The organism is Mesorhizobium sp. M4B.F.Ca.ET.203.01.1.1 (assembly GCF_004791025.1).
Lineage (GTDB): Bacteria > Pseudomonadota > Alphaproteobacteria > Rhizobiales > Rhizobiaceae > Mesorhizobium > Mesorhizobium abyssinicae.
In genome coordinates, this window is sequence record NZ_SRUO01000001.1 from 1 (window position 1) to 21,722 (window position 21,722).

General features: G+C 61.3%; 19 protein-coding genes and 4 pseudogenes. 13 read left to right on the forward strand and 10 right to left on the reverse strand.

Annotation, left to right across the window (positions count from 1 at the left end):
- Positions 1 to 194 precede the first annotated feature (194 nt).
- Both EN846_RS00005 and EN846_RS00010 read right to left on the reverse strand, forming a co-directional pair.
- Positions 195 to 362 (reverse strand): hypothetical protein, encoded by a 168-nt coding sequence (locus EN846_RS00005; protein ID WP_236372582.1) that lies wholly within the window; start codon positions 360 to 362, stop codon positions 195 to 197.
- A 573-nt stretch (positions 363 to 935) separates the two neighbouring features.
- A complete protein-coding gene (locus EN846_RS00010; protein ID WP_091600633.1) occupies positions 936 to 1,211 on the reverse strand; it encodes a hypothetical protein in 276 nt (91 codons plus the stop codon).
- Positions 1,212 to 1,620: 409 nt separating this feature from the next.
- Here EN846_RS00010 and EN846_RS00015 point away from each other — a divergent pair, with 409 nt between their 5' ends.
- The 3 genes from EN846_RS00015 to tnpB are packed head-to-tail and all read left to right on the forward strand — an operon-like array spanning position 1,621 to position 2,549.
- Complete coding sequence (locus tag EN846_RS00015) at positions 1,621 to 2,094, forward strand: transposase (protein ID WP_029356640.1); 474 nt, start codon at positions 1,621 to 1,623, stop codon at positions 2,092 to 2,094.
- Positions 2,095 to 2,148: 54 nt separating this feature from the next.
- Positions 2,149 to 2,397 (forward strand): transposase, encoded by a 249-nt coding sequence (locus EN846_RS35695; RefSeq protein WP_236372571.1) that lies wholly within the window; start codon positions 2,149 to 2,151, stop codon positions 2,395 to 2,397.
- On the forward strand, positions 2,394 to 2,549 hold the full coding sequence (tnpB, locus tag EN846_RS36345; RefSeq protein ID WP_084831567.1) for an IS66 family insertion sequence element accessory protein TnpB: 156 nt from the start codon (positions 2,394 to 2,396) through the stop codon (positions 2,547 to 2,549). Before EN846_RS35695 ends, tnpB begins: the two co-directional genes overlap by 4 nt.
- A 46-nt stretch (positions 2,550 to 2,595) precedes the next feature.
- Here the strand turns inward: tnpB and EN846_RS35705 are convergent, their stop codons facing one another.
- Positions 2,596 to 2,844: a tyrosine-type recombinase/integrase gene (locus EN846_RS35705; protein WP_236372574.1), complete on the reverse strand. Its 249-nt coding sequence runs from the start codon at positions 2,842 to 2,844 to the stop codon at positions 2,596 to 2,598.
- Between the two features lie 201 nt (positions 2,845 to 3,045).
- Here EN846_RS35705 and EN846_RS35710 point away from each other — a divergent pair, with 201 nt between their 5' ends.
- The 3 genes from EN846_RS35710 (at position 3,046) to EN846_RS00035 (ending at position 5,146) form a co-directional block, all read left to right on the forward strand.
- Entirely contained in the window at positions 3,046 to 3,459 is a 414-nt protein-coding gene (locus tag EN846_RS35710; protein WP_236372576.1) for a hypothetical protein, read from the forward strand.
- 93 nt (positions 3,460 to 3,552) lie between these two features.
- Positions 3,553 to 3,681: a hypothetical protein gene (locus EN846_RS36350; RefSeq protein ID WP_259980032.1), complete on the forward strand. Its 129-nt coding sequence runs from the start codon at positions 3,553 to 3,555 to the stop codon at positions 3,679 to 3,681.
- Between the two features lie 1,048 nt (positions 3,682 to 4,729).
- Positions 4,730 to 5,146 carry a hypothetical protein gene (locus EN846_RS00035; RefSeq protein WP_063169404.1) on the forward strand — a complete coding sequence of 139 codons (417 nt, stop codon included), beginning with the start codon at positions 4,730 to 4,732 and terminating at the stop codon, positions 5,144 to 5,146.
- 250 nt (positions 5,147 to 5,396) lie between these two features.
- On the opposite strand, the gene EN846_RS36485 is transcribed toward EN846_RS00035, so the two are convergent.
- The 4 genes and pseudogenes from EN846_RS36485 to EN846_RS00065 all read right to left on the reverse strand — a co-directional run bounded on the left by EN846_RS36485 (position 5,397) and on the right by EN846_RS00065 (position 8,087).
- Positions 5,397 to 6,179 (reverse strand): redoxin domain-containing protein, encoded by a 783-nt coding sequence (locus EN846_RS36485; protein ID WP_244529185.1) that lies wholly within the window; start codon positions 6,177 to 6,179, stop codon positions 5,397 to 5,399.
- 40 nt (positions 6,180 to 6,219) lie between these two features.
- Positions 6,220 to 6,444 carry a DUF411 domain-containing protein gene (locus EN846_RS35720; protein WP_236372580.1) on the reverse strand — a complete coding sequence of 75 codons (225 nt, stop codon included), beginning with the start codon at positions 6,442 to 6,444 and terminating at the stop codon, positions 6,220 to 6,222.
- Between the two features lie 212 nt (positions 6,445 to 6,656).
- Positions 6,657 to 6,785, reverse strand: a pseudogene (locus EN846_RS00060) (multicopper oxidase domain-containing protein); the annotation flags it as partial.
- Positions 6,786 to 7,157: 372 nt separating this feature from the next.
- Positions 7,158 to 8,087, reverse strand: a complete 930-nt coding sequence (locus EN846_RS00065; RefSeq protein WP_135913808.1) for a TauD/TfdA family dioxygenase — start codon at positions 8,085 to 8,087, stop codon at positions 7,158 to 7,160.
- 611 nt (positions 8,088 to 8,698) lie between these two features.
- Here EN846_RS00065 and EN846_RS00070 point away from each other — a divergent pair.
- The 5 genes and pseudogenes from EN846_RS00070 to EN846_RS00090 all read left to right on the forward strand — a co-directional run bounded on the left by EN846_RS00070 (position 8,699) and on the right by EN846_RS00090 (position 17,337).
- A complete protein-coding gene (locus EN846_RS00070; RefSeq protein WP_091600625.1) occupies positions 8,699 to 8,956 on the forward strand; it encodes a hypothetical protein in 258 nt (85 codons plus the stop codon).
- Between the two features lie 42 nt (positions 8,957 to 8,998).
- A pseudogene (locus EN846_RS00075) lies at positions 8,999 to 9,238 on the forward strand (pyridoxal-phosphate dependent enzyme); the annotation flags it as partial.
- Positions 9,239 to 9,528: 290 nt separating this feature from the next.
- On the forward strand, positions 9,529 to 10,641 hold the full coding sequence (locus EN846_RS00080) for a TlpA disulfide reductase family protein (protein ID WP_051695610.1): 1,113 nt from the start codon (positions 9,529 to 9,531) through the stop codon (positions 10,639 to 10,641).
- A gap of 349 nt (positions 10,642 to 10,990) precedes the next feature.
- Positions 10,991 to 15,739, forward strand: a complete 4,749-nt coding sequence (gene gltB, locus EN846_RS00085) for a glutamate synthase large subunit (protein WP_135913809.1) — start codon at positions 10,991 to 10,993, stop codon at positions 15,737 to 15,739.
- A 143-nt stretch (positions 15,740 to 15,882) separates the two neighbouring features.
- Positions 15,883 to 17,337, forward strand: coding sequence for a glutamate synthase subunit beta (locus EN846_RS00090; RefSeq protein WP_023798073.1), 1,455 nt, complete (start codon positions 15,883 to 15,885; stop codon positions 17,335 to 17,337).
- Between the two features lie 70 nt (positions 17,338 to 17,407).
- On the opposite strand, the pseudogene EN846_RS35725 reads toward EN846_RS00090, so the two are convergent.
- A pseudogene (locus EN846_RS35725) lies at positions 17,408 to 17,598 on the reverse strand (DUF459 domain-containing protein); the annotation flags it as partial.
- Between the two features lie 356 nt (positions 17,599 to 17,954).
- Here EN846_RS35725 and EN846_RS00100 point away from each other — a divergent pair.
- Positions 17,955 to 18,470, forward strand: coding sequence for an omptin family outer membrane protease (locus EN846_RS00100; RefSeq protein ID WP_029356667.1), 516 nt, complete (start codon positions 17,955 to 17,957; stop codon positions 18,468 to 18,470).
- Positions 18,471 to 18,849: 379 nt separating this feature from the next.
- Here the strand turns inward: EN846_RS00100 and EN846_RS36490 are convergent, their stop codons facing one another.
- Together EN846_RS36490 and EN846_RS00110 are read right to left on the reverse strand one after the other, a co-directional pair.
- The gene (locus EN846_RS36490; RefSeq protein ID WP_236473435.1) at positions 18,850 to 19,158 is read right to left on the reverse strand and encodes a helix-turn-helix domain-containing protein; all 309 of its coding nucleotides are present in this window, start codon (positions 19,156 to 19,158) and stop codon (positions 18,850 to 18,852) included.
- A gap of 62 nt (positions 19,159 to 19,220) precedes the next feature.
- Positions 19,221 to 20,141 carry an extracellular solute-binding protein gene (locus EN846_RS00110; RefSeq protein WP_084831568.1) on the reverse strand — a complete coding sequence of 307 codons (921 nt, stop codon included), beginning with the start codon at positions 20,139 to 20,141 and terminating at the stop codon, positions 19,221 to 19,223.
- 598 nt (positions 20,142 to 20,739) lie between these two features.
- On the opposite strand from EN846_RS00110, the pseudogene EN846_RS00115 reads away from it, so the two are divergent.
- Positions 20,740 to 21,561, forward strand: a pseudogene (locus EN846_RS00115) (class I SAM-dependent methyltransferase); the annotation flags it as partial.
- Positions 21,562 to 21,722: the final 161 nt, after the last annotated feature.

The window sequence follows — 21,722 nt, forward strand, 5'->3', positions numbered from 1 at the left end:
GACGCAGGCATTCCCTCACCGCTCTCCGACTCGGCGCGTTTCTTGATCAGGGCAATGACGTCCGTTGCGAATTGATCGGCCATTCTGTTTCCTGTCTTTCTTTCCCGCGTTTCGACCCGGACCCGCGGCTCAGTTCCTGAGGCGCGCCGCGTCGCGAAAGCCATCACGCTTGTGCGACTGACAAAGCCCAATGCTCATAAAGCCGGATCAGGTCCGGCCGGTGTGTGGCGTAGGTGCAGTATGACGATGTGAGCCGCTACACCGTGCGCGTCGTAGCCGATTGCGCGGGCTTCCGGTCTCGCGCCGGCCCAACTGCGGCCGCTTTCGAATGGCTTTGCGTGGAAGGTTCCCAGTCTGTCCATAGGCTCGGAAGAAGTCGGACAGTTGACATGGCCGGTCAGTTGCAACTCCCTTTCCCAGCACTCCACTGCCCGGTAGAGCGCATGAAAGTTCTCCTTTCGGGCAGTTCTTAAGACGCTCGCCACGCCATGAGGCAGTGGGGCATCGGTGTGCGTCAGGTGCTTCTGCCCATGCAGGATTCCACAACATTGATGAAATCGTTTGTTTCGATGAAAGGCATCCACACTTTGGATAGTTGACCACGCGTTTCAAAGATCGTGAACTACATCTCGTCGTTGTGCTCGACGCACTTCCGACAAGTAACCTCACGGGCGCGGCATGCAGGATCCGAGCCCAGCCGGTCATGAGTGCGGCCTTGCCGGGTCGGGCGATAGGCAGTCATGCCCTTCCTGCGGGTCAAGCACTCCGAAAAAACATTTCCCCCATAAATGCTAGATCTTCCGCTGCCTTTTCGCGTCACAGGCCGTCAAACGTCCGGCCGTTCACAACAGTGATCCGGCAAGTGTTTGGCTGCGCGAGACGATGCTGCAGGGAGTCGTCCTGCATGGCACTTCGCTATGATGCTGCGGTGCCGTCTAACGGCGCCTCGTGTTTGAACACACTGAACGGCCACCGCGATCAAAATCGATGGTTCGAGGACCGTTGATCATCACCCCGCCAGCCTCGATCTTGTTTGCCGCCACGAGAGCGACACAGAGACTGCTGGTGAAGATGCCCGCCTGCCCGCTATGTTCCGGATGGTTGACCATCCCGGATGGACCCATCGAGGGTGTCAAGGCGAGCATGAGCACAGGCGCGAACAGTTCACGGGCAGGCGCGACGGTGGCCGCAAAGCAACGTCGCGCCAGCATGCGATCTCAGCAGGATCGGCACCATCCTCTCAGGGAGCAATGCGAGTGGCTGGCTTAGCCGCTGCGACGCTGCCCGGCATCGATGACGAGGACCTGGCGCCGTGCGAGGAGCAAGAGTAGACGGATAGTATGCGCGGGAGTGGCGACCGACCACCTTGTTTCTAAGGCAGACTGAAAGCGGCTCTTACCGGGCGGCTACGCTGTTTCAGAGACTGGGGCGTCGTGCACATCCAGCCGATACTCTTTGTTGCGGATTGCGAACCGATTGCATTGCCGCAGTTACTGGCATCATGTTAACGCGTCGGACGGCGACATTGGCGAGCACGGTTTTGTGGCCGCAGTTGACAAAGCCCATAAGTTCTAGATGCTGCGTGCTAGAATAGATGTTTGAAATCGCAGGGAGTTTCTGATGTCCAACCTTAAGGAAACTGAGGCAACCCAGGCAGCAGGCGAGGTGCCCGTGAAGGAACAGACACCCGATATAAAGGCGCCGAAGACGCGGAAGCGGACCGCGCAGCGCGCAGGTGCTATACGAACCAGAGCCGCCAGCTCGGCTCTTCAGGCGTCTTCATCTAAAGCGATCGCTTCGCCTACAGTCCGGGCAGCGCGGAGAAATTACTCTGAGAACGAGCGTGCCCAGAAGCTCGGCGAGATCGAGAAGCAGATCGGACGGGGAGAGAGTATCAAGGCAGCCGTTCAGAACGCTGGAATATCGGAACAGACGTACTATCACTGGAAAAGGGCTGCTGGGCAGACAACACAGAGCGATGAGCTCAAGGATCTTGTGAAGCTTGAAGAAGAGAACGCCCGTCTGAAGAAGCTCCTCGCTGACCGGCTCCGGAAAGAAAACGCCGAGCTCAGGAAAAAGCTCGGGCTTGCTTGAGCCCTTTGCCGCCATAGGCAAAAAGCCCGAGGGGCGACTGACCTGAGCTCCAAGGTGACCTTCCTTTCTTCCTGTGACACAGCGAACAGCGTCGCGCCCAGCAGCCGATACTGGCGCAACGAGCTGTTTCGACCTGAGACCGGGCAGCCGGCAACTGAAGACGTTCTTGACGAACGCGCCCAGCCGCTCCCGCCGCCAGTGGTGATCGAGCTGGAGGTCGCCGGCAAGGTGCGGCTGCGGATTCCACTGACCACGCCGCCAACACTGGCAGCGGCGATGGTGAAGGCGCGGGGCGTTTCATGATCCCGGTCCCGAGCCAGGTGCGGATCTGGTTGGCGGTGGGCCGGACCGATATGCGTCGCGGAATGCAGCGTCTCGCTCTGCAGGTTCAGGAGACATTGGGCCGGGATCCGCATTTATGCGTCGGGCGAGATTATGTGGCGGAGCCGCCCTGACCCCTTCGGACCGGCCAAACCCAGCTTGCCTCCGCCACATAAACATTCAGATGGAGTTCAGCAGTTGCAGAACGGAGTCATTTGGTCGGAAACGCACGCCGTGATCGCCGGTGACGCCCGCCTTCTCGAGTCCATTGCGCATCATCTCTACATCCGCTGTGGCATAGCGGTGGGTCGTGGCGACCCGTGCATGCCCGAGCCAGGCTTGGATCGTCAAAAGGTCCACGCCGGACTGGAGAAGCTTCATGGCGAGGGAGTGCCGGAAGATGTGCGGCGATATGGGCTTGTCGGCCAAAGCCGGTCTGGTAGGCCCGGCGCTCGTTGCGGGCGCCGAGGAATATCGGTCGCGGCTCGTGACGGGCGATCCCGCGCTCGCTCAACAAGGATGTCAGCGCCCGCAGCCGGGTCCTTAGCAATGGGGACGACGCGGTCTCTACGCCCTTTGCCGCGCAGCAGCACTTGTGGGTGCGGCCGCTCCAACTGAAGGTCGTTTGCGTTGACGCCGGTGGCTTCGGAGGCCCGGGCGCCGGTTCGTGCCAAGAAAGAGCAGAAAGGCTCGGTCGCGCCGACCACGGGGCGTCTTTGGATCTGGCGCCGCGATGAGGGTGTCCACTTCGGCCGTGGTGAGGTGGTACGTCACGTCAATGTGCGTCCGTTTAATGGGAATCGTCAGCACGCGTTGGGCGACGCCGAAGGATGCCGGGTCGGCGGCAGCGACGTGGCGGAAGAAAGATCGGATCGCGGCCAAGCGGGCGTTGCGCGTGGTGACGGAATTGTTCCGCTTCTCCTCGAGTTCGTCGAGAAAAGCGAGAACGAGATCTCGATCAGCTCTTCGAGCGCCAACGCCCCCGGCTTCTTCCGCAATCGGGCGGCGGCAAAGAGGATCAGCATGCGCAAGGCATCGCGATAGCTGGCCACGGTCGCGGGAGTCGCATTGCGCTGCTTCGTCAGGCGCCGGCGGAAATAGGACTCCAGGAGCGGCGCTAGGAGTAGGTGTTAACTCATGCTGCTCCTTGAGCGCGCCGCCATCGAGTGCCACCTCGGCTTGATCAATCAGATCAACGAGGCGTTGACGGTGGTCGAGGCGGATATCGCGGTGGTGCCCACTAGGATCCGACAATCCGTCGCCTGATGACGTTGCCTCCGACGTCACCGTGGGTGCGAACGTTGCCGCGGCAATCGGCAACATTCGGCGCTTCAGCGATCCACAGAGGCTTGTCGCCTACCTTGGCTTCTTCCGAGCGTGCGGCAGTCGGTGAGGGACCGGCCTATCATGGCCGCATCACGAAGCACGTCTCCTGAATCGAAACCTCTATCCGATCGACGAACGCCTCAAGTCTCGCAGGCGAGCAAGGCCGGGCGGGTCCAGATGTAGTAGGTATCCTAATCATCGCCGAGCGTGTTTAGCTTGGGTCGCGCAGAAAGGTGGATGGCGTGAGCGCGCTGAGATGGATCGCCATTTGGACTAAACGACGGGACGGCTGACTGGTATGCGCGTTCAATTGATCTGGCGCCTTAAATGCAGGAAGGCTTCGCGGCCGGTACGAGGCGCATCCCTCCTCCGAAGCAGCACGCCCAAGTATCATCACAAGCCCCGAGCGCTCGCGTTCGGCGATGTCCAATTTCCGACAATGTCGGAATACAGTCAGATCTGCTGGATTGACTTTAAATGGTTTTCTCATTTGGCACAGCGCATGCTGGTTATCCGCAAACACGTGACCGACCAACAAGAAGTCGCATGATCACCTCACCAAAACATACAGCCGCGGAACAATCACTTGGCCCGAACTTGCTTATCGCCCTCCCCGTCACCACAACCGGAGCCATCCATGTCTGACGGGCTGCCCAGGATACCTACTGCGACCGCGCTTGCCCGGTGACGACCGCTCCGGCTCCGCCCGTTACCGACGAGGCAAAGTGACGGATTTCCTGCTTTTCAACGACATGGAGGTGGTTGTCATTCCCGCTGGGGGACAGACTCGGCCTGTTCAAGGCATTGCGCGAAGGCGGCAAGATGACGGCCACCCGTGCGCGAACTCAAGGAGCGCAGCCTGTATCGTGTATCAGGCAAATAGGCCGTCGGTCAGTGACCTTGACACAGGGGACATGCGCAAGGTCCTGAAGTTTGATGTAGCGATAGAAGGGTGCCAATGACAACAATAGCTTACAGGAACGGAACCATGGCTGGCGACGGCCGAGCCTTGGGTTTTGACTCAGTATCCGTCGGTGAGAAAACGAAGGTGTTTCGCTTATGCGACGGCACACTCATCGGCGTTTCCTCTTCGTCCTTGGGTATTCCAAAGGCCGTTCGAGACTGGGTTGAGAAGGGCATGGATGTTTCTGATATTCCTGTGCCGCGCAACGACGACAATTTTGAATTTGAGGCGCTGATAGTGCGCAAAAATGGGGAAGCCGTATTGTTGGACGGCAATTGGCTGCCAAGTGATCCCGTGAAAGGTGAATATTATGCCATCGGGAGCGGCAAGCAGTATGCTTTGGCCGCGCTGGTTTTGGGCAAGTCAGCTAAGGAAAGCGTCGAAGTTGCCGCGAAACTCGACGTTTGGACTGGTGGCACAGTCACTGCCATAACTCACTAAACCCGCCTTTCGGCGGGAGTGTGACAGTGCGAGCGTGGAAGTAGGGCGCCACCCCGGGGCACGTCGAGCCCTGTCATCTGCTTGCGTTGTTGGACATGTGAGCTGGTCCATAAGCGCGCGAAAGCGTCCAGTTGTGGCCAAAAGCACGATTTGCGACAGAACCGGCCCGCTTCTATGAGTATGGGCCGCTTTTTGCGGCCAGCGTGCTTGCCATCCTGCCGCCAGTGGCCGTCGCCTTCTTCTTCCAAGGTTACCTCGTCATGAAGTAGAGCACCACGATCTTGTCGGAGAAATCGGAAAGGCGGACGGCCCTTCCGTCCGCGTCGGCCAGTTCGAAAGGCGGCGCGGCCTGCTCGTCGATCGCCTGGAAGAACCTCTCCGCGCTGTCCCTCATCTTGTCGAGATCGGCGCCCGGATGGTGGGCCAGCGCGGAGGTCGCGAGGATCAGCGCCAGAAATTGAATCGCAAGCGACGGTTTCGCTTTCATGGACAATGCATTCCGGTTGGGGGCGTTCGAGGGCTCCGCGGCTAGGATTGGTCTCACTGTGTCTGCTCCCGCTCCCGGCGGCTCATCTGCCTGATAGGCGCGTTCCCGCTCGGGCCATGTGCTTTTGATGAAGGCCAGAACGGCCCGGATCTCCTCGTCGGTGAGGACATTCCCGAAGCCCGGCATGTCGCTCTGGTAGCCGCCGCCGACGACCGCGGCCGGTCCCGGCGCCGGCATGCGTCCCGAAGGCAGCGGGCTTTCCAATCGCGCTGACCTTCGCCTGGCTAAAACCGTCTTGCCTAGCGCTATCGCCGCGGCCGGGGCGCCGCCACCGGCCATCCGGTTGGCGAGCCAAGGCAATGTCCAGACCAATCCGAGGCCTGCCGCGGCCACGCATCGATAAGAGGACCGACGCCCTTCTCCTTTGCCGCCGCTGGAGAACAGGTACTTGATCAGCGCGGCCGTCCCGAGGACGAGCACGACGACGACAAGCAGCCACACCAGGCCCATGCCGAACATCATCATGCCGCTCATGCATTCCATCATCGAAGCCTCCTATTCCGTGGCGTAGACGCCGCCGGTCCCGTCAGACTTCCGGATTTCGAGAATCTCGAAGGGCGCTTCCTTCGTGCCACTCATGCCGGGGGAGCCCATCGGCATGCCGGGCAGCGTCATGCCCTTTGATGTCGGGCCGCTCGGTCAAGAGCTTGTTGACCGTGCCGACCGGCACATGGCCGCTCACCACATAGCCGTCGATGAACGAGAGAAGGCAGCCATCGGCTTCCGGCGGAATGCCCTCTTCGCGGCTCATGGCGAAAAGGTCGTGCGTCGGCCTTGACGGTGACAGCGAAGCCGTTTCCTGCAAATAGCCGGCATAACCTTCGCAGCAGCCGCATTGCGGGTTCTTGTAGAGCGTGACGTCCTTTCGCCGGCGAACGCCGGAGCGGCGCCTGACAGGATCGAGGCGAGGACAAGAGCTATCAGGGTATTGGACATTTTTGCTTCTCCTTCGGCTTGTGGACTGGTCAGGCGACCGGCCGCCTGGTGTTCGAGAACGTGGCAGTGGAACATCCAATTGCCGGGATTGTCGGCGACGAAGGCGATCTCGACCTTCTCGCGCGGCGAAACCAGCGCCGTGTCCTGCCATTCGCGTTGCTGGAATCGATTTTGCGGAAGTAAAAAGGCCCCGGCGCTGGGTCGGCGCGCAGGGCCTTCAGGCATGTACGAGATACCAGCATGTCCAGTTATGATCGTGCGCTATCATAATGAACAAACGGTGAATGATCGCTATCCGAGGTGCAGGGCGGGCGAGATGGTGGGGGCGGTGGGGGACCTGTACCGCTGCAGCGGGGCCACGAGCAGCGACTCGAGCCATGCGCCACGCTGCAGGACCTCGATTTCGGGCCAAGCCTCGAGCCCGCAACTCGCCTTGCTTCTCGGAAATCATAAGGCTTTGTGGGGCGGTTAAGCAGCGCGATATGGCCGCGGCGATACGAAGTTTTCATCTTTACCCTGTTCAGACGGTCAGGCTGCCTTCGCCGCCGGCTTGGCTGCCTTGACACGGGTTATACTGCGGCGACCGTCGACGCCGATCGGAACGTCACCGTCAACCGTAGCGCGACGCACAACCCGGTGCTGGTCGCCATAGTCGTTGACCGCATAATGCTGGGTAGCACGGTTGTCCCAGATAGCGACGTCGCTTACTTGCCAGCGCCACCGCACGGTATTTTCCGGGGCAGTGACGTAGGACTGGAACACCTCGTAGAGTTTGGCGGAATCGCTCTTGGAAAGGCCGACGAGGCGCTGCACGAAATTGCCGAGCAGCAGCGACTTCTCCCCGGTTTCCGGATGGACGCGCACGACCGGATGCTCGGTCTCGTAGATCGTCGATGTGAAGACTTCCTCGAAGTGCCTCTTCTCTTCGGCTGTGGCGCGCGGGCGCACGGCTGCGTAGTCGTAGGCATTGCTATGAATAGCCCACAGATTGTCCGCCAATATTTTGAGCGGCGCCGGCAGATTCTCGTACGCGGCGTGCGTGTTGGACCAGATCGTGTCGCCCCCCGCCGCCGGAATGACGACGCCACGTAGGACCGAGAATTTCGGATAGGCATCGACGAAAGTCACATCGGTATGCCACTGGTCTGCCCTGCCACCGCCACGGCCGGAATCGAGATTGAGGATTGAGGCCGTGCCGGCTGCCGGCCCCTGCGTGGGATGAGGTACAAGGTCACCCAGACGCCGCGCGAACAATTCCTGCTCCGCATCGTCGAGATGCTCCTGGCCGCGGAAGAAGATCACCTTGTGCTTTAGAAGAAGCTGGTTGATGGCTGCTATCGCTGCGTCCGAAAGGTCTCCGCCAAGGCGAACGCCTCTGATTTCAGCTCCGACACGGCTGGTCAGCGGTACAACGTCGGAGTCAAGAATGGTCCGGTTGACAAGGACTGGATTGCTCATGGGTTCTCCTGTTTGATCTTGAAAGGGATAGCAAGTCACATCCGGCCAGCGGATGTCCGCGCTGCGTTGAAAAGTCTCATCGCTAGTCGACAGAGCTATCGAACAGGATAATTGACGTAAACTATAGAAAGAATGTTCTAAATTAAACTGGCTCGACGAAAGAGCAGTCTCCGTTGCTCCGGTCTCGGTGTTGAGTTCTCTAAGGCTGCGCCACACCTTGGTCTCCACGCCGGCATATGATCTCATTGTGCAGCCCCGTGCTCGCACGCCCCGTAGTGGCGAAACTAATTGCAAGCTGCTGCAACACGCCCCCCTGGCGGCCTGCACCGAAACGACGACAGGGGTGCATCTGATTAGCCGTGAACCCAGGTCTCAAAAACCATCCGGCGTGACGAGCGGACGCACCGCACGTGTGACACCCGCCTTGTGGGGCAGGCTTGCCTTTCTCAATCCCGGCGTTGGTCGACGTCCCAATGAGCAGCAAGCTATTATCGGCCGCCGAATCTTGGTGGCTTCGTCGAGAGCCTCAATCAACCAAGCGGCGAAAGCCTCGCTAGAGTCTCGCCCGCCTGTCGCTATGAAGCAGTTGCAGGCAGCGCTGCTTCAGGCGCATGAACTCGCCCGATGCAATGATTTCCGTTGCCCTGGGTCTTTCGAAGGGCACTGTTTCGATTCCCTTCTTCTTCGGCGCGCGGCTTGATGCCGACATACGGTTTCTTGACCTGCCGCCTGAACGGCTGCCGAAGCGGGTGCCCCGCCAGCGACCCCGACAATCCACTGTTCCGCAACTGCTGAAGAGCCGACTGCGCTCGCATCCCGATGCTGCGCAACGGCACTATGCCGACATTCTGGAGACCGCAGCCGCATGAGCCTCGAGATGTTCCGCCGACCGTCGACAAAGGCGTCCTCGCCTGCGTCCGCCATTTGCGTCAGTGCTCGATCTGATTGGGGAGACGCCGGTCGTCGAACTGAAGAGCTTCGATACCGGCAGGTGTCGTCTCTTCGTCAAGCTCGAAAGCCAGAATCCCGGCGGATCGATCAAGGATCGCATTGCGTTGTCGATGATCGTTAATGCCGAACAGCGTGGCCAGCTCGCGCGGGGCGGTACAATCATCGAAGCGACCGCTGGCAACACAGGGCTCGGCCTGGCCTTCTGGCGGCACGAAGCGCGTGATCGCGTGTCCAAAAGCTGACAGCGTCAGACAAATGTCAGGTTCATTACAACCAACATCTGGGCACTGTCGAGGTTTTTCGAAGCAATGGGCGCTAACTGCGCGCTGAGCGCGTTGGCATGGCTTTTGAGACTGAGTGACTGTGACTGCACTCAATGGGGCAAGACGAGCGATCCGCTCCTCCCTGAACCCGTGTGCCGTCTCTGAGAGGAAACCAGCTCGTGCAGAAACCTTTGGAAATAGCTTTGGACCGCAACGTGGTATTGCAGATGGAGTCCCCGGCTCCTTCGATTAAAGTCGAGAACTGGCTGCGTGGCGAGCCCCTCACCAGCTTTGAGCCCGGCAAAGTGTGCATAGTCGAATTTTGGGCAACTTGGTGCGGCCCATGTGTGGACGGGATGCCCCATCTGATCCAGCTGCAGGAGAAATACAAGGACAACGGCGTTGAGATCGTCGGAGTCGCGGCTTCTGAAGACGCTCCAACGGCCGACGAGGCCCGAAGCACGTTGGACGCTTGGTTGACCGAAAAATTCCCGAATCTGAACTATCGGATCGCATTCGACTCCACAGGCGAAATGGACAAGCTTTGGATGGAGCCCAGCTTTTCTTACGGGGTCCCGACCTCGTTCGTGGTCGACCGAGACGGCCACATCGCCTTTATCGGTCATCCGACGCAACTCGATGAGGTTTTGCCGAAGGTGCTTAACGGCAGCTGGCGCACCAGCGATCAGGCAAAATCCGCCGATACGGAGCGGATTGCGGAAGGCGAAACCATAGCGCGCGAACAAGCGCTGACCAAGCCCATATACGACAAACTTCGGCCGGCAATGGAGGCCGAGGATTGGAAGACGGCGCTCTCGGCGATTGAAGAAGGCATCGCCTTGATACCGGACAAACTCAACTTCCGAGTGAGTCATGTCAATCTGTTGCTTCACAGAATGCGCGACATGCAGGCCGGCTTGCCCGTAATGCGCCAATTCGTTCGCGACGCGATCGACAGAAAGTCCGAGGGATGGATGTATTGGGCGCTATACCAACTCTTCGCGCCGGGCTTTGATTATTCCGGCTTTCCGTCTGCTGAGCGCTTCGCGATGGGCGAAGAGCTGTCCAAACACATCGTGGCACTGCCGCAAGGCGGCGGCTCTAAGTTCCTGTCTTATCCGGTGGTCGCTCAGTACTATCATGAGAGCGGCAACAAAGATCGCGCCATCGAGTTGCTCGAGCAGACACTGAAAGCGCTGGAGGGTCCGGAGCCTGTCTCGGACGACCTGAAACAGCACCTTCTACCCGAGTTGCTGCAGGCTCTGGCCAACTACAAGGGTGAGAAGGTTTGTTACGGCGCTCTCTGTGTGGCTCCGCAAGAGGATTTTCCCAAAAGGTGAAAGGGGGCGGCCAAGGAGGAAACCAAAGAGGGGCGATAGTCGAATGGCTTACTGGCCAATTCGTCCATTTCCCTGACGTGGTTGTACAAATAGGCCGGCCCAGGCGTCCAGCCCAGCCTCGCCGTTATCCGCAAACACGTGACCGAGCAAGGAGAAGACGTGCCTGATCAACTCACCAAAACATACTGCCGCTAAGGGTCTCCCGGACCCGTCAAAGATGGCACTGGAGTAAGGCTGGCAACATGAAGCTCGGCGCTGCCCACCGATCCACCTGCGCCCACAGGCGGGGAAGACGGGGGACGCAGCCGACCGCCTGTCTCTGCGCCAGGCAAGAACGGAGGACAGGACGATGACGGAAGTGACGCCATCTGCGACGAACGGCCCGGCCGCGCAGACGAAAGCGCCAGCCGTCAAAAATCCGTCCATCGCCACTGGCCTGACCAGGATCGGGCGGACCCCTACCGGGTTCGCCGCCCACGGCCTCTACGATCCGCGCAACGAGCACGATGCCTGCGGCGTCGGCTTCATCGTCAATATGAAGGGCGTGAAGTCGCATCAAATCGTCACGGACGGCCTGGCGGTGCTCGAAAATCTGACGCATCGCGGCGCCGTCGGCGCCGACCCGCTGATGGGCGACGGCGCGGGCGTGCTGGTGCAGCTTCCCGACCGCTTCTTCCGCGAGGAGATGGCCAGCCAGGGCGTCGAACTGCCCAAGCCCGGCCATTACGCCGTCGGTCATGTGTTCATGCCGCGCGATCCTGAGCTTCAGGCGCATATCGAAGGCATCATCGCCGAGGTCGCGCAGCTCGAAGGCCAGCCGCTGCTCGGCTTTCGCGACGTGCCGGTCGACAATTCATCGCTGTCAAAGGCGCCTGATATCGCTGCTTCAGAACCGGTCCAGCGGCAGGTGTTTTTGGGTCGTGGCGCCGAGATCGAGAGCGACGACGATTACGAACGGCGGCTCTACATCCTGCGCAAGGTCATTTCCGGTCGTATCCACGAAGAGACCAAGGGCGTCGACAATGGCTTCTACGTCGTGTCGATGTCATCGCGGACCATCGTCTACAAGGGCATGTTCCTGGCCTATCAGGTTGGCGCCTATTACAAGGATCTGACCGATCCGCGTTTCGAGACGGCGCTGATCCTCGTCCACCAGCGTTTCTCGACCAACACCTTCCCGTCGTGGAAGCTGGCGCATCCCTATCGCATGGTCGCCCACAATGGCGAGATCAACACGCTGCGCGGCAACGTCAACTGGATGGCGGCGCGGCAGGCCTCGGTCGATTCCGAACTGTTCGGCAACGACATCTCCAAGCTGTGGCCGATCTCCTATGAGGGGCAGTCGGACACCGCCTGTTTCGACAATGCGCTCGAATTCCTGACGCAGGGCGGCTACTCGCTCGCTCACGCAATGATGATGCTGATCCCTGAGGCCTGGGCCGGCAACAAGCTGATGGATCAAGATCGCAAGGCCTTTTATGAATACCACGCCGCCCTGATGGAGCCGTGGGACGGGCCGGCGGCGGTGGCCTTCACCGACGGCCGCCAGATCGGCGCCACGCTCGACCGCAACGGGCTGCGCCCGGCGCGCTATATCGTCACCGACGACGATCGCGTCATCATGGCCTCGGAAGCCGGCGTGCTGCCGGTGCCGGAGGAAAGGATCGTCAAGAAGTGGCGGCTGCAGCCCGGCCGCATGCTGCTGATCGACCTGGAGAAGGGCCGCATCGTTTCCGACGAGGAGATCAAGTCGGAGATCGCGACCAGGCATCCCTACAAGAGCTGGCTCGCCAACACCCAGCTCATCCTCGAAGACCTGAAGCCGGTCGAGCCGCGGGCGCTGCGCAGGGACGTCAGCCTGCTCGACCGCCAGCAGGCGTTCGGCTTTACCCAGGAAGACACCAAGCTGCTGATGTCGCCGATGGCGACCACCGGCCAGGAAGCGGTCGGCTCGATGGGCACCGACACGCCGATTTCGGCGATGTCGGACAGATCGAAGCTGCTCTACACCTATTTCAAGCAGAATTTCGCCCAGGTCACCAACCCGCCGATCGACCCAATTCGCGAGGAACTGGTGATGAGTCTGGTGTCGTTCATCGGGCCGAGGCCGAACATCTTCGACCTCGTCGGCAATTCGCGTCGCAAGCGGCTCGAGGTGCGCCAGCCGATCCTGACCAATGGCGATCTTGAGAAGATCCGCTCCATCGGTCACACCGAGGACCGTTTCGACACCAAGACGATCGACATCACCTATGCTTCGAACGAAGGCGCGGCCGGCATGCAGGGCGCCATCGACCGGCTGTGCGAGCGCGCCGAGGCGGCGGTCGCCGGCGGCTACAACATCATCATCCTGTCCGACCGTCAGCTCGGGCCGGACCGCATCGCCATCCCGGCATTGCTGGCGACGGCGGCGGTCCACCGTCATTTGATCCGCAAGGGATTGCGCACGTCGGTGGGGCTGGTCGTCGAGTCCGGCGAACCGCGCGAGGTGCATCATTTCTGCTGCCTTGCGGGCTATGGCGCCGAGGCGATCAATCCCTATCTCGCCTTCGACACGCTGCTCGACATGCACAAGCGCGGCGAGCTGCCGGCCGAAGTCGACGCCAATGAGGTCGTCTCCCGCTACATCAAGTCGATCGGCAAGGGCATTCTCAAGGTGATGTCGAAGATGGGCATCTCGACCTACCAGTCCTATTGCGGCGCGCAGATCTTCGACGCCATCGGGCTGAAGACCGATTTCGTGCAAAAATATTTCACCGGCACCGCGACGCTGATCGAAGGCGTCGGGCTGGAAGAGATCGCGGCCGAAACGGTCAGCCGCCACGCCGACGGCTTCGGCAACGACCCGGTGCTGCGCAACAGCCTCGAGGTCGGCGGCGAATACATGTTCCGCATGCGCGGCGAAGCGCATATCTGGTCGCCCGATGCGGTGGCCACCCTGCAGCACGCCGTGCGCCAGGGATCGTGGCAGACGTTCAAGGACTATTCCGCTCAGATCGACAGCGAGACGGCGCGGGCGCAGAGCATTCGCGGCCTGTTCAAGATCAGGCTGGCCGAAGAAACCGGGCGCAAGAAGGTCGCGCTCGACGAGGTCATGTCCGCTGCCGATATCGTCAAGCGGTTCTCGACCGGGGCGATGTCCTTCGGCTCGATTTCCAGGGAAGCGCACACCACGCTGGCCCGCGCCATGAACGCCATCGGCGGCAAGTCTAACACCGGCGAGGGCGGCGAAGAGGCCGACCGTTACCTGCCGCTGCCGGACGGCGGCAAGAACCCCGAGCGTTCGGCGATCAAGCAGGTCGCTTCCGGGCGTTTCGGCGTGACGGCGGAGTATCTGGTGAACTCCGACGTGATGCAGATCAAGGTGGCGCAAGGCGCGAAGCCCGGCGAGGGCGGTCAGTTGCCCGGTCACAAGGTCGATGCCACCATTGCCAAGGTCAGGCATTCGACGCCCGGTGTCGGCCTGATCTCGCCGCCGCCGCATCACGACATCTACTCGATCGAGGATCTGGCGCAGCTCATCTACGACCTCAAGAACGTCAATCCGGCGGCTGATGTCTCGGTCAAGCTGGTCTCCGAAGTCGGTGTCGGCACGGTTGCGGCCGGCGTCGCCAAGGCGCGCGCCGATCACATCACCATTTCCGGCTATGACGGCGGCACCGGCGCATCGCCGCTGACCTCGCTCAAGCACGCCGGCAGCCCGTGGGAAATGGGCCTTGCCGAGACGCACCAGACGCTGGTGCTCAACGGCCTCAGGTCGCGCGTCGCGCTGCAGGTCGATGGCGGCCTGCGCACCGGGCGCGACGTTGTCATCGGCGCGCTGCTTGGCGCCGACGAATTCGGCTTCTCGACCGCGCCGCTGATCGCGGCCGGCTGCATCATGATGCGCAAGTGCCATCTCAACACCTGCCCGGTCGGCGTCGCGACGCAGGATCCGGTGTTGCGCAAGCGCTTCAAGGGCACGCCGGAACACGTCATCAACTTCTTCTTCTATGTGGCGGAAGAGGTGCGGGCGCTGCTCGCCGAGATGGGCTACACCCATCTCGACCAGATCATCGGCGACACCGAACTCCTGGAGAAGCGGGCGCTGATCCAGCACTGGAAGGCGCGCGGGCTCGATTTCAGCAAGATGTTCTTCAAGCCGGATGCGCCGCATGAGGCGGTGCACTGGACCGAGCGGCAGAAGCATCCGATCGACGACGTGCTCGACCGCAAGCTGATCGAGTTGGCCAAGCCGGCGCTCGAAGCCAGGCAGCCGGTCAGCATCGAGCTGCCGATCCGCAATGTCGACCGTTCGACCGGCGCCATGCTGTCGGGCGAAGTGGCAAAGCGCTTCAGGCACAAGGGCCTGCGCGAGGACACGATCTCGGTGAAGCTCACCGGCACCGCCGGCCAGTCCTTCGGCGCCTTCCTGGCGCGTGGGGTTTCGTTCGAGCTGGTCGGTGCCGCCAACGACTACGTCGGCAAGGGCCTGTCGGGCGGACGCATCGTCATCCGCCCGCCTGAGAACACGAAGATCGTCGCAGCCGAGTCGATCATCGTCGGCAACACGGTGCTCTACGGCGCGACCGAGGGCGAGGCCTATTTCTGCGGCGTCGCCGGCGAGCGTTTTGCGGTTCGCAATTCGGGCGTCGCTGCCGTCGTCGAAGGTGTTGGCGACCATGGCTGCGAGTACATGACCGGCGGCATTGTCGTCGTCATCGGGCAGACCGGCCGCAACTTTGCCGCTGGCATGTCGGGCGGCGTCGCCTATGTGCTCGACGAGGTGGGTGATTTCGCCGAGCGCTGCAACATGGCGATGGTCGAACTGGAACCCGTTCCCGAAGAAGACGACCTGATGGAGAAACTGCTCCATCATGGCGGCGACCTCGATCACAAAGGCCGCGTCGACGTGTCCGGCGACATGACCAGCCATGATGAGGAGCGGCTCTATCAGCTGATCTCGAACCACGTTCATTACACGGGTTCGGTGCGCGGCCGCGAGATCCTCGACAACTGGGCGACTTTCCGGCCGAAATTCCGGAAGATCATGCCGGTCGAATACCGCCGCGCGCTGATCGAAATGGAACGCATGCGCATGGGCGTTGCGGCGGAATAGGTATTGGGATTGCCGGGAAGCAAAGCTTCCCGGTCGATGCCTTCATCAACAATCCTGGCCTCGGACTGAAGGTTGCCATGGCTGCCTTATGAGGTTAACGGGTGCGTCGTCGAGCGCGCCATCTGGACAGCAGGGACTGGACTATGGGCAAGGTAACAGGGTTTCTCGAGATCGACCGGCAGGTGCACAAGTACCAGCCGGCTTCCGACCGCATCCGGCATTTTCGCGAGTTCACGCTGCCGATGTCGGACAAGGAGGTCGAGAAACAGGCCGCGCGCTGCATGGATTGCGGCATTCCGTACTGTCACGGGCCGACCGGCTGCCCGGTCCACAACCAGATCCCGGACTGGAACGACCTCGTCTACAATGGCGACTGGGACAATGCGATCCGCAACCTGCATTCGACCAATAACTTCCCGGAATTCACCGGCCGCATCTGTCCGGCACCTTGCGAGGAAGCCTGCACGCTGAACCTCGAGGACATTCCGGTCGCCATCAAGACGATCGAGCAGGCAATCGCCGACAAGGCCTATGAAACCGGTCATATCCGGCCCTATCCGCCGGAAAGGAAAACCGGCAGGCGCGTCGCAATCATTGGCTCGGGGCCGGCCGGCATGGCGGCCGCCCAGCAGCTTGGCCGCGCCGGCCACGACGTTCACGTCTATGAGCGCGAGAGCCGGCCGGGCGGGCTGATGCGCTACGGCATCCCCGACTTCAAGATCGAGAAGCACTACATCGACCGGCGCATCGAGCAGATGCAAGGGGAGGGGGTGAGCTTCCATTGCGGGATCAATGTCGGCGTCGACAAGCCGGTGGCGGAGCTGCTCGCCGAATATGATGCGGTGCTCTATTGCGGCGGTTCGGAAACGCCGCGCCCGGCCAACATTCCCGGCGACGATCTCGATGGCGTGCATGACGCGATGCCTTACCTGGTGCAGCAGAACAAGCGCATCGGCGGCGAGCCGATCCAGTCGGTGGCGTGGCCGTCGCCGCCGATCGTCGCCGGCGGCCAGCATGTCGTCGTCGTCGGCGGCGGCGACACCGCGTCCGACTGCGTCGGCACCGCCTTCCGCCAGGGCGCCGTTCGTGTCACCCAGCTCGACATCCGGCCGCAGCCGCCGGAAAAGGAGGACAAGCTTTCGGTCTGGCCCTACTGGGCGACGAAGATGCGCACCTCGTCCTCGCAGGCGGAAGGCGCCGAGCGCGAGTTCCAGGTGGCGACGCTCGAATTCATCGGCGAGGACGGCGCGCTGACCGGCGTCAAATGCTGCGAGGTCGATGAAAAGCGCAAGCCGATCGCCGGCACGGAATTCGTCATCCGTGCGGATCTCGCCTTCATCGCTATCGGCTTCGCCGGGCCGGCCGCCGTCGGGCCGGTGTCGGAGTTGGCTGGCCAGATGAAGATCGCCATCGACAGCCGCCGCTCGAACAATGTCGAGGCCAATGATCGCGACTACAAGACCAGCGTCGAAAAGCTCTATGCGGCGGGCGATGTGCGCCGCGGTCAATCGCTGGTCGTCTGGGCGATCCGCGAGGGCCGTCAGGCAGCGCGTTCGATCGACGAGGCGCTGATGGGATCGAGCGTGCTGCCGCGCTGAGTCTGTCTCGAGACCCTACTTGCGCGGCCATCTGAGGGCGCTTTGCCCTTCAGGTGTCCCGGGGGCAGGTTTACGGACTGATCGCCGTGGTCGTTTCGGTTGTGGCCGCGGCCGCAGGCTGCCGCCTTGGCGGCCAAGAAAAATCGTCGGCGCGGCCGGGCGAAGCAGCGGGCGCCTTGCCCTCGACGACGAATTTTTCACCGGGCCCGGCTTGGCCGGCGCTGCGGCACCGAGGAGTTCCGAACCGCCGTCGAGTGCCGGTGATTTCGAGTCGGCGTCGGTAGCCGGGGCGGCGGCCTCAGTCTTTTCGTTCGAGGGTGGACTACGCTACTGGCCCAGTACCGGCAAGCATCGAAGGACCTTTACAATCATAAAGGTACGTCACCGGTCTCGCGGCTCACCTATGACGATCTAGACGCGCATTCGAGTGAAGTCTTCTTCAACGCGATCCACAATCCGACTGGCATTTTCGTAAAGGCCTCCTCGGTGCCGGCGGCATCAGGGAGGGTTTTCTCATGACGAGGACTTCTTACGGAAATGGGGGGGCTACTCAAACACATTCAGTGATCAGCGCGGGGGCGGCGTCAGCTATTTCACCGCCGATCTTGGATATAATTTTGAACGCGCCGCGCTACCGCATCGGTGCTTTTGTTGGCAACAATTTCTGGCACGAGAGCTACGACGCTTTCGGTTGCACGCAGCAGGCGACCAACTGGAGGACCTGTGTGCCAACCGTCCCGACCTACGTCAACCTCATCAGCCAGGACAACGATTGGCATTCGCTGCGACTCGGCTTGGCCGGGCAGACGCAACTCACCGCGCGACTCAGCCTTTCTGGTGACGTGGCGTTCCTCTTCACGCGGCTCGACGGCAAAGATCAGCACCACATGCGCCCCAAGATCAAGCTAATTCCCGAAGACGGCGATGGGCATGGCGTCCAGCTCGAGGCGGTGTTGAACTACAAGGTCACGGATTTGTTCAACATCGGCGTCGGCGCCCGCTACTGGGCCGTGGCGAATAACGGCACCGCTCATTTCGAAGAGGCAATGGGCGGTCGTGGTTCCCCGCAGGCCGACGATTGGAAGGCAAAGCGCTACGGCGTGTTCGTGCAGGCTAGCATCAAGTTCAACTGAGAGAGCAAGAACCGGGGAGAGCGGCGATGCCACTCCAGCTCATTACGATCATTGGATCAGCAGAAGGAAGTTTTCCGAAGAGTTCTGCAGGCGTGCGCAAAGTCGCCAGACAAAGTTCTCTCGGTCCATAGTGTACGTGCCGTCACGCCCGTTCTCGACATGGTTGAATGATACGTCCCGCGCGATAGATCAAAGTCGTTCTTCATTGGTTTTCCGGAAATCGCGGGAGCACAGCGTGCTGTGACCCTCGGCTGCTGGTTTTCTGTCAACGCGCAGATGAGGGAGAATGAGCGTACAGCAAAAGTCATCAGTGCTGTCGCTTTCGCCAAAGCCCGCCGCAGCTAAACGGGGCCCCACGTCCGGTAGCGCCCCCTGCCGGTCACCTCACGGATGCCGAGTTCGGCACCAGCCCGAGCGCAGCGCGCTGGCTAATTTTCAGCTCGGCCGCGACCAGACCTGCCGACACCAGCGGCCGCGCCAGCACCAGCTCGATCAGCGCCGGCAGGCTCGAGTTTTTGCGCCGGTTCCTGAGCCGGCGCTCCATCTGGCTTTTGGCCAGCGCCTGGATGATTGCAAGGCTGAAACAGTCGATGGAACGCCCCTCCAGCGAAGCCGAACCGGACGAGGCGCGCGCGCCAGGTCCTTCGGCTGCCATCGGCACGCTGGGTTTAAGTGCTTGGGGTGACACGGCGTGATCTCCGCCGTTGGCGGGAACAGGGCAGTGCAATAGTACTGCCCTGTTCCTTTTGATCAGAGGCCAGTGCGGATTTCTTCGGCAAGCGCCCTCAACGTCGTCTCGACGTCATCGCCGTTTACCATCTTCTGCATCGCCACGGCCCATGCGTTCATGGCTTCGCCGAAGCCGACACGCGGTGTGAAAGCCAGCGCGGCGTGGTCCTGTGTCTTTTTGAAGCTGTCAACGAAGTTGTTGAACTCGGGCTGCGAAGCGTACTTAGTCCAGGTGTCGTCCTGCCAGGTCGACGTGCGCGGCGGATTGACGAGCTGGCCGGCAAGGGCACCCTTGAGCGCCACCTGCTTGGAGGTGGCCCACGGGATGAACAGCCAGGCCGTGCCCTTCTTTTCGGAAGCCGCGTTCATGGCGAGAGCCCAGATCCAGATGTTAGAATCGAAGCTCGTGGCGCTCGGTGCGTGCAGCGGCGGAGCGAAGGCGATCTTGCCGGATGCCGGCTTCCCCGCAACATCGTTCCAGAAGCCGAACATATTTGAGTCGATCGCCATCGCGGTGCGGCCGGACGAGATGCCGTCCACGAACTCGTACCAGTTATCATTGGCGAAGGAAGGAGCCGCGCACTTCTTGATCATGTCCACGTAATCCTTGTGGAACGCGATCGATTCCGGCGAAGCCAGTCCCGTGTCGAGCTTGCCGTCCGTGACGACAAAATCGTGGACACCGTAGGAGCGGGCGATCGAGACTGCGGCGGTGTGGATACTGCTCCAGAAACGCACGCCTCGCACCCCCAACGGCGTGATGGAAGGATCGGCGGCTTTGAGTTGTTCGCACGCCTTTGCCATTTCCGGCGGAGACGTCGGAACCGCGATGTTATACTTCTCCAAGGTATCGTTGCGGTAGAACAGCTGGATGTTCTCAAATGCATGCGGGATTGCCCAGATCTGGCCGCCCTCCCCCGTTGCGATCTGACCGGCTTCCATCTTCCAGGTAAGCGCCGCACGCAGGCTCGGGAAGGAGTCGTTGTAGTCGTATCCAGCATCGGGTAAAAACGGGTAACCGGCACTTAAAGGCGTTGTAGTGTCGCCACCAGAAATACTGCTCCGTGGTGCTGGCCTTTGCGTGGGGGCACAACACGGCAACTACCCGCTCAAAACGGTTGGTCCTCTACCTCTTATTCACCGTCGCTTTCCTCGCGGCCTAACCCGGCCGGAATATCCGTTGCCAGAAAAAGGCCTCGCGGCCGGTTCGAGGCGCATCCCTCCTCCGAAGCAGCACGCTCAAGTATCGTCACAAGCCCCGAGCGCTTCGCGTTCGGCGATGTCCAAATTCCGACAATGTCGGATACAGTCAGATCTACTGGATTGCGTTTGAATGGTTTTCTCATTTGGCACAGTACATGCGGGTCATCCGCAAAACACGTGACCGACCAACAAGAATTCGCATGATCACCTTAACACAACATACAGCCGCCTCGGAACAATCACTTGGCCCCTGATCGCCCGCCCCGGCACCACAACCGGAGTCATCGATGTTCTGACGGGCTGCCCTAGGATACCTGCTGCGACAGGGCCGACCACCGAAGCGAGCGACAAATTCTCTCTCAACGCCGAGCAAGAGCTGGTGTTCGCCGATGAAGACAGCCCGGCCTTCATGGCAGGCGCATTCGAGTTCCTGTCCGCGCTGTGGCTCGATGAAGAAAAGGTGAGGCAGGCATTCCAGTCCGGCAATGGCGTCGGGTGGCACGATCATAGCGCGTGTCTGTTTCGCGATACGGAACGGTTCTTCCGTCCAGGCTACAATGCCAATCTGATCGACTCCTGGCTGCCGGCCTTGGAGGGCGTCGTCGAGAAGCTCGAACGCGGCGTGGACGTCGCGGATGTTGGATGCGGTCATGGTGCATCGACCGTGCTCATGGCACAGGCCTTCCCCAATTCGCGCTTCGTCGGCTTCGACTATCATGCCCCTTCGATTGAGCGCGCCCGCAAGGCGGCCGAGGTAGCCGGCGTCGGCGTCAACACGCGGTTCGACGTCGCGGCCGCCAAGAGCTATCCCGGAACCTACGACCTCGTCACATTCTTCGATTGCCTTCACGACATGGGCGACCCGACGGGCGCCGCCACCCATGTCCACGGATCGCTCAAGCCGGATGGCACGTGGATGATCGTCGAGCCGTTCGCGCATGATCATCTGGCGGCGAACCTCAATCCCGTCGGACGCGTTTACTATGCCGCTTCCACGTTCGTGTGCACGCCCGCGTCCGTGTCGCAGGAAGTCGGGCTCGCGCTTGGAGCCCAGCCCGGTGAGGCGAGGCTGCGCAAGGTGGTGACCGGTGGCGGCTTCAAGCGATTGCGTCGCGCCGCGGAGACACCGTTCAACATGGTGCTGGAGGCCCGCCCTTAGCGTGGCCGTCGCCAGAAATTGCAGCTCATCGCATTTGATGAAGATCACCGCCAAAAATCCGGACGCATCGGGCTTTTCAAGGCGTCTGGGTTCACGCAGAGGTCGCTGCCGAGCCGCCTTCTCTAAACCACTGAAGTCGATGTCCGGCGGCAGATTCTTTC

Coding starts and splice junctions, on each gene's coding strand:
- EN846_RS00090 (WP_023798073.1), top strand. CDS start 15,883: ATGGGCAAGGTAACAGGGTTTCTCGAGATCGACCGGCAGGTGCACAAG.
- EN846_RS00005 (WP_236372582.1), bottom strand. CDS start 362: ATGGACAGACTGGGAACCTTCCACGCAAAGCCATTCGAAAGCGGCCGC.
- EN846_RS00015 (WP_029356640.1), top strand. CDS start 1,621: ATGTCCAACCTTAAGGAAACTGAGGCAACCCAGGCAGCAGGCGAGGTG.
- gltB (WP_135913809.1), top strand. CDS start 10,991: ATGACGGAAGTGACGCCATCTGCGACGAACGGCCCGGCCGCGCAGACG.
- EN846_RS35720 (WP_236372580.1), bottom strand. CDS start 6,444: ATGAGCCGCGAAGAGGGCATTCCGCCGGAAGCCGATGGCTGCCTTCTC.
- EN846_RS00080 (WP_051695610.1), top strand. CDS start 9,529: ATGGAGTCCCCGGCTCCTTCGATTAAAGTCGAGAACTGGCTGCGTGGC.
- EN846_RS00110 (WP_084831568.1), bottom strand. CDS start 20,141: ATGGAAGCCGGTCAGATCGCAACGGGGGAGGGCGGCCAGATCTGGGCA.
- EN846_RS36350 (WP_259980032.1), top strand. CDS start 3,553: ATGCTGCTCCTTGAGCGCGCCGCCATCGAGTGCCACCTCGGCTTGATC.
- tnpB (WP_084831567.1), top strand. CDS start 2,394: ATGATCCCGGTCCCGAGCCAGGTGCGGATCTGGTTGGCGGTGGGCCGG.
- EN846_RS00065 (WP_135913808.1), bottom strand. CDS start 8,087: ATGAGCAATCCAGTCCTTGTCAACCGGACCATTCTTGACTCCGACGTT.
- EN846_RS00070 (WP_091600625.1), top strand. CDS start 8,699: ATGAACTCGCCCGATGCAATGATTTCCGTTGCCCTGGGTCTTTCGAAG.
- EN846_RS00035 (WP_063169404.1), top strand. CDS start 4,730: ATGGCTGGCGACGGCCGAGCCTTGGGTTTTGACTCAGTATCCGTCGGT.
- EN846_RS00010 (WP_091600633.1), bottom strand. CDS start 1,211: ATGCTGGCGCGACGTTGCTTTGCGGCCACCGTCGCGCCTGCCCGTGAA.
- EN846_RS36485 (WP_244529185.1), bottom strand. CDS start 6,179: ATGATGGAATGCATGAGCGGCATGATGATGTTCGGCATGGGCCTGGTG.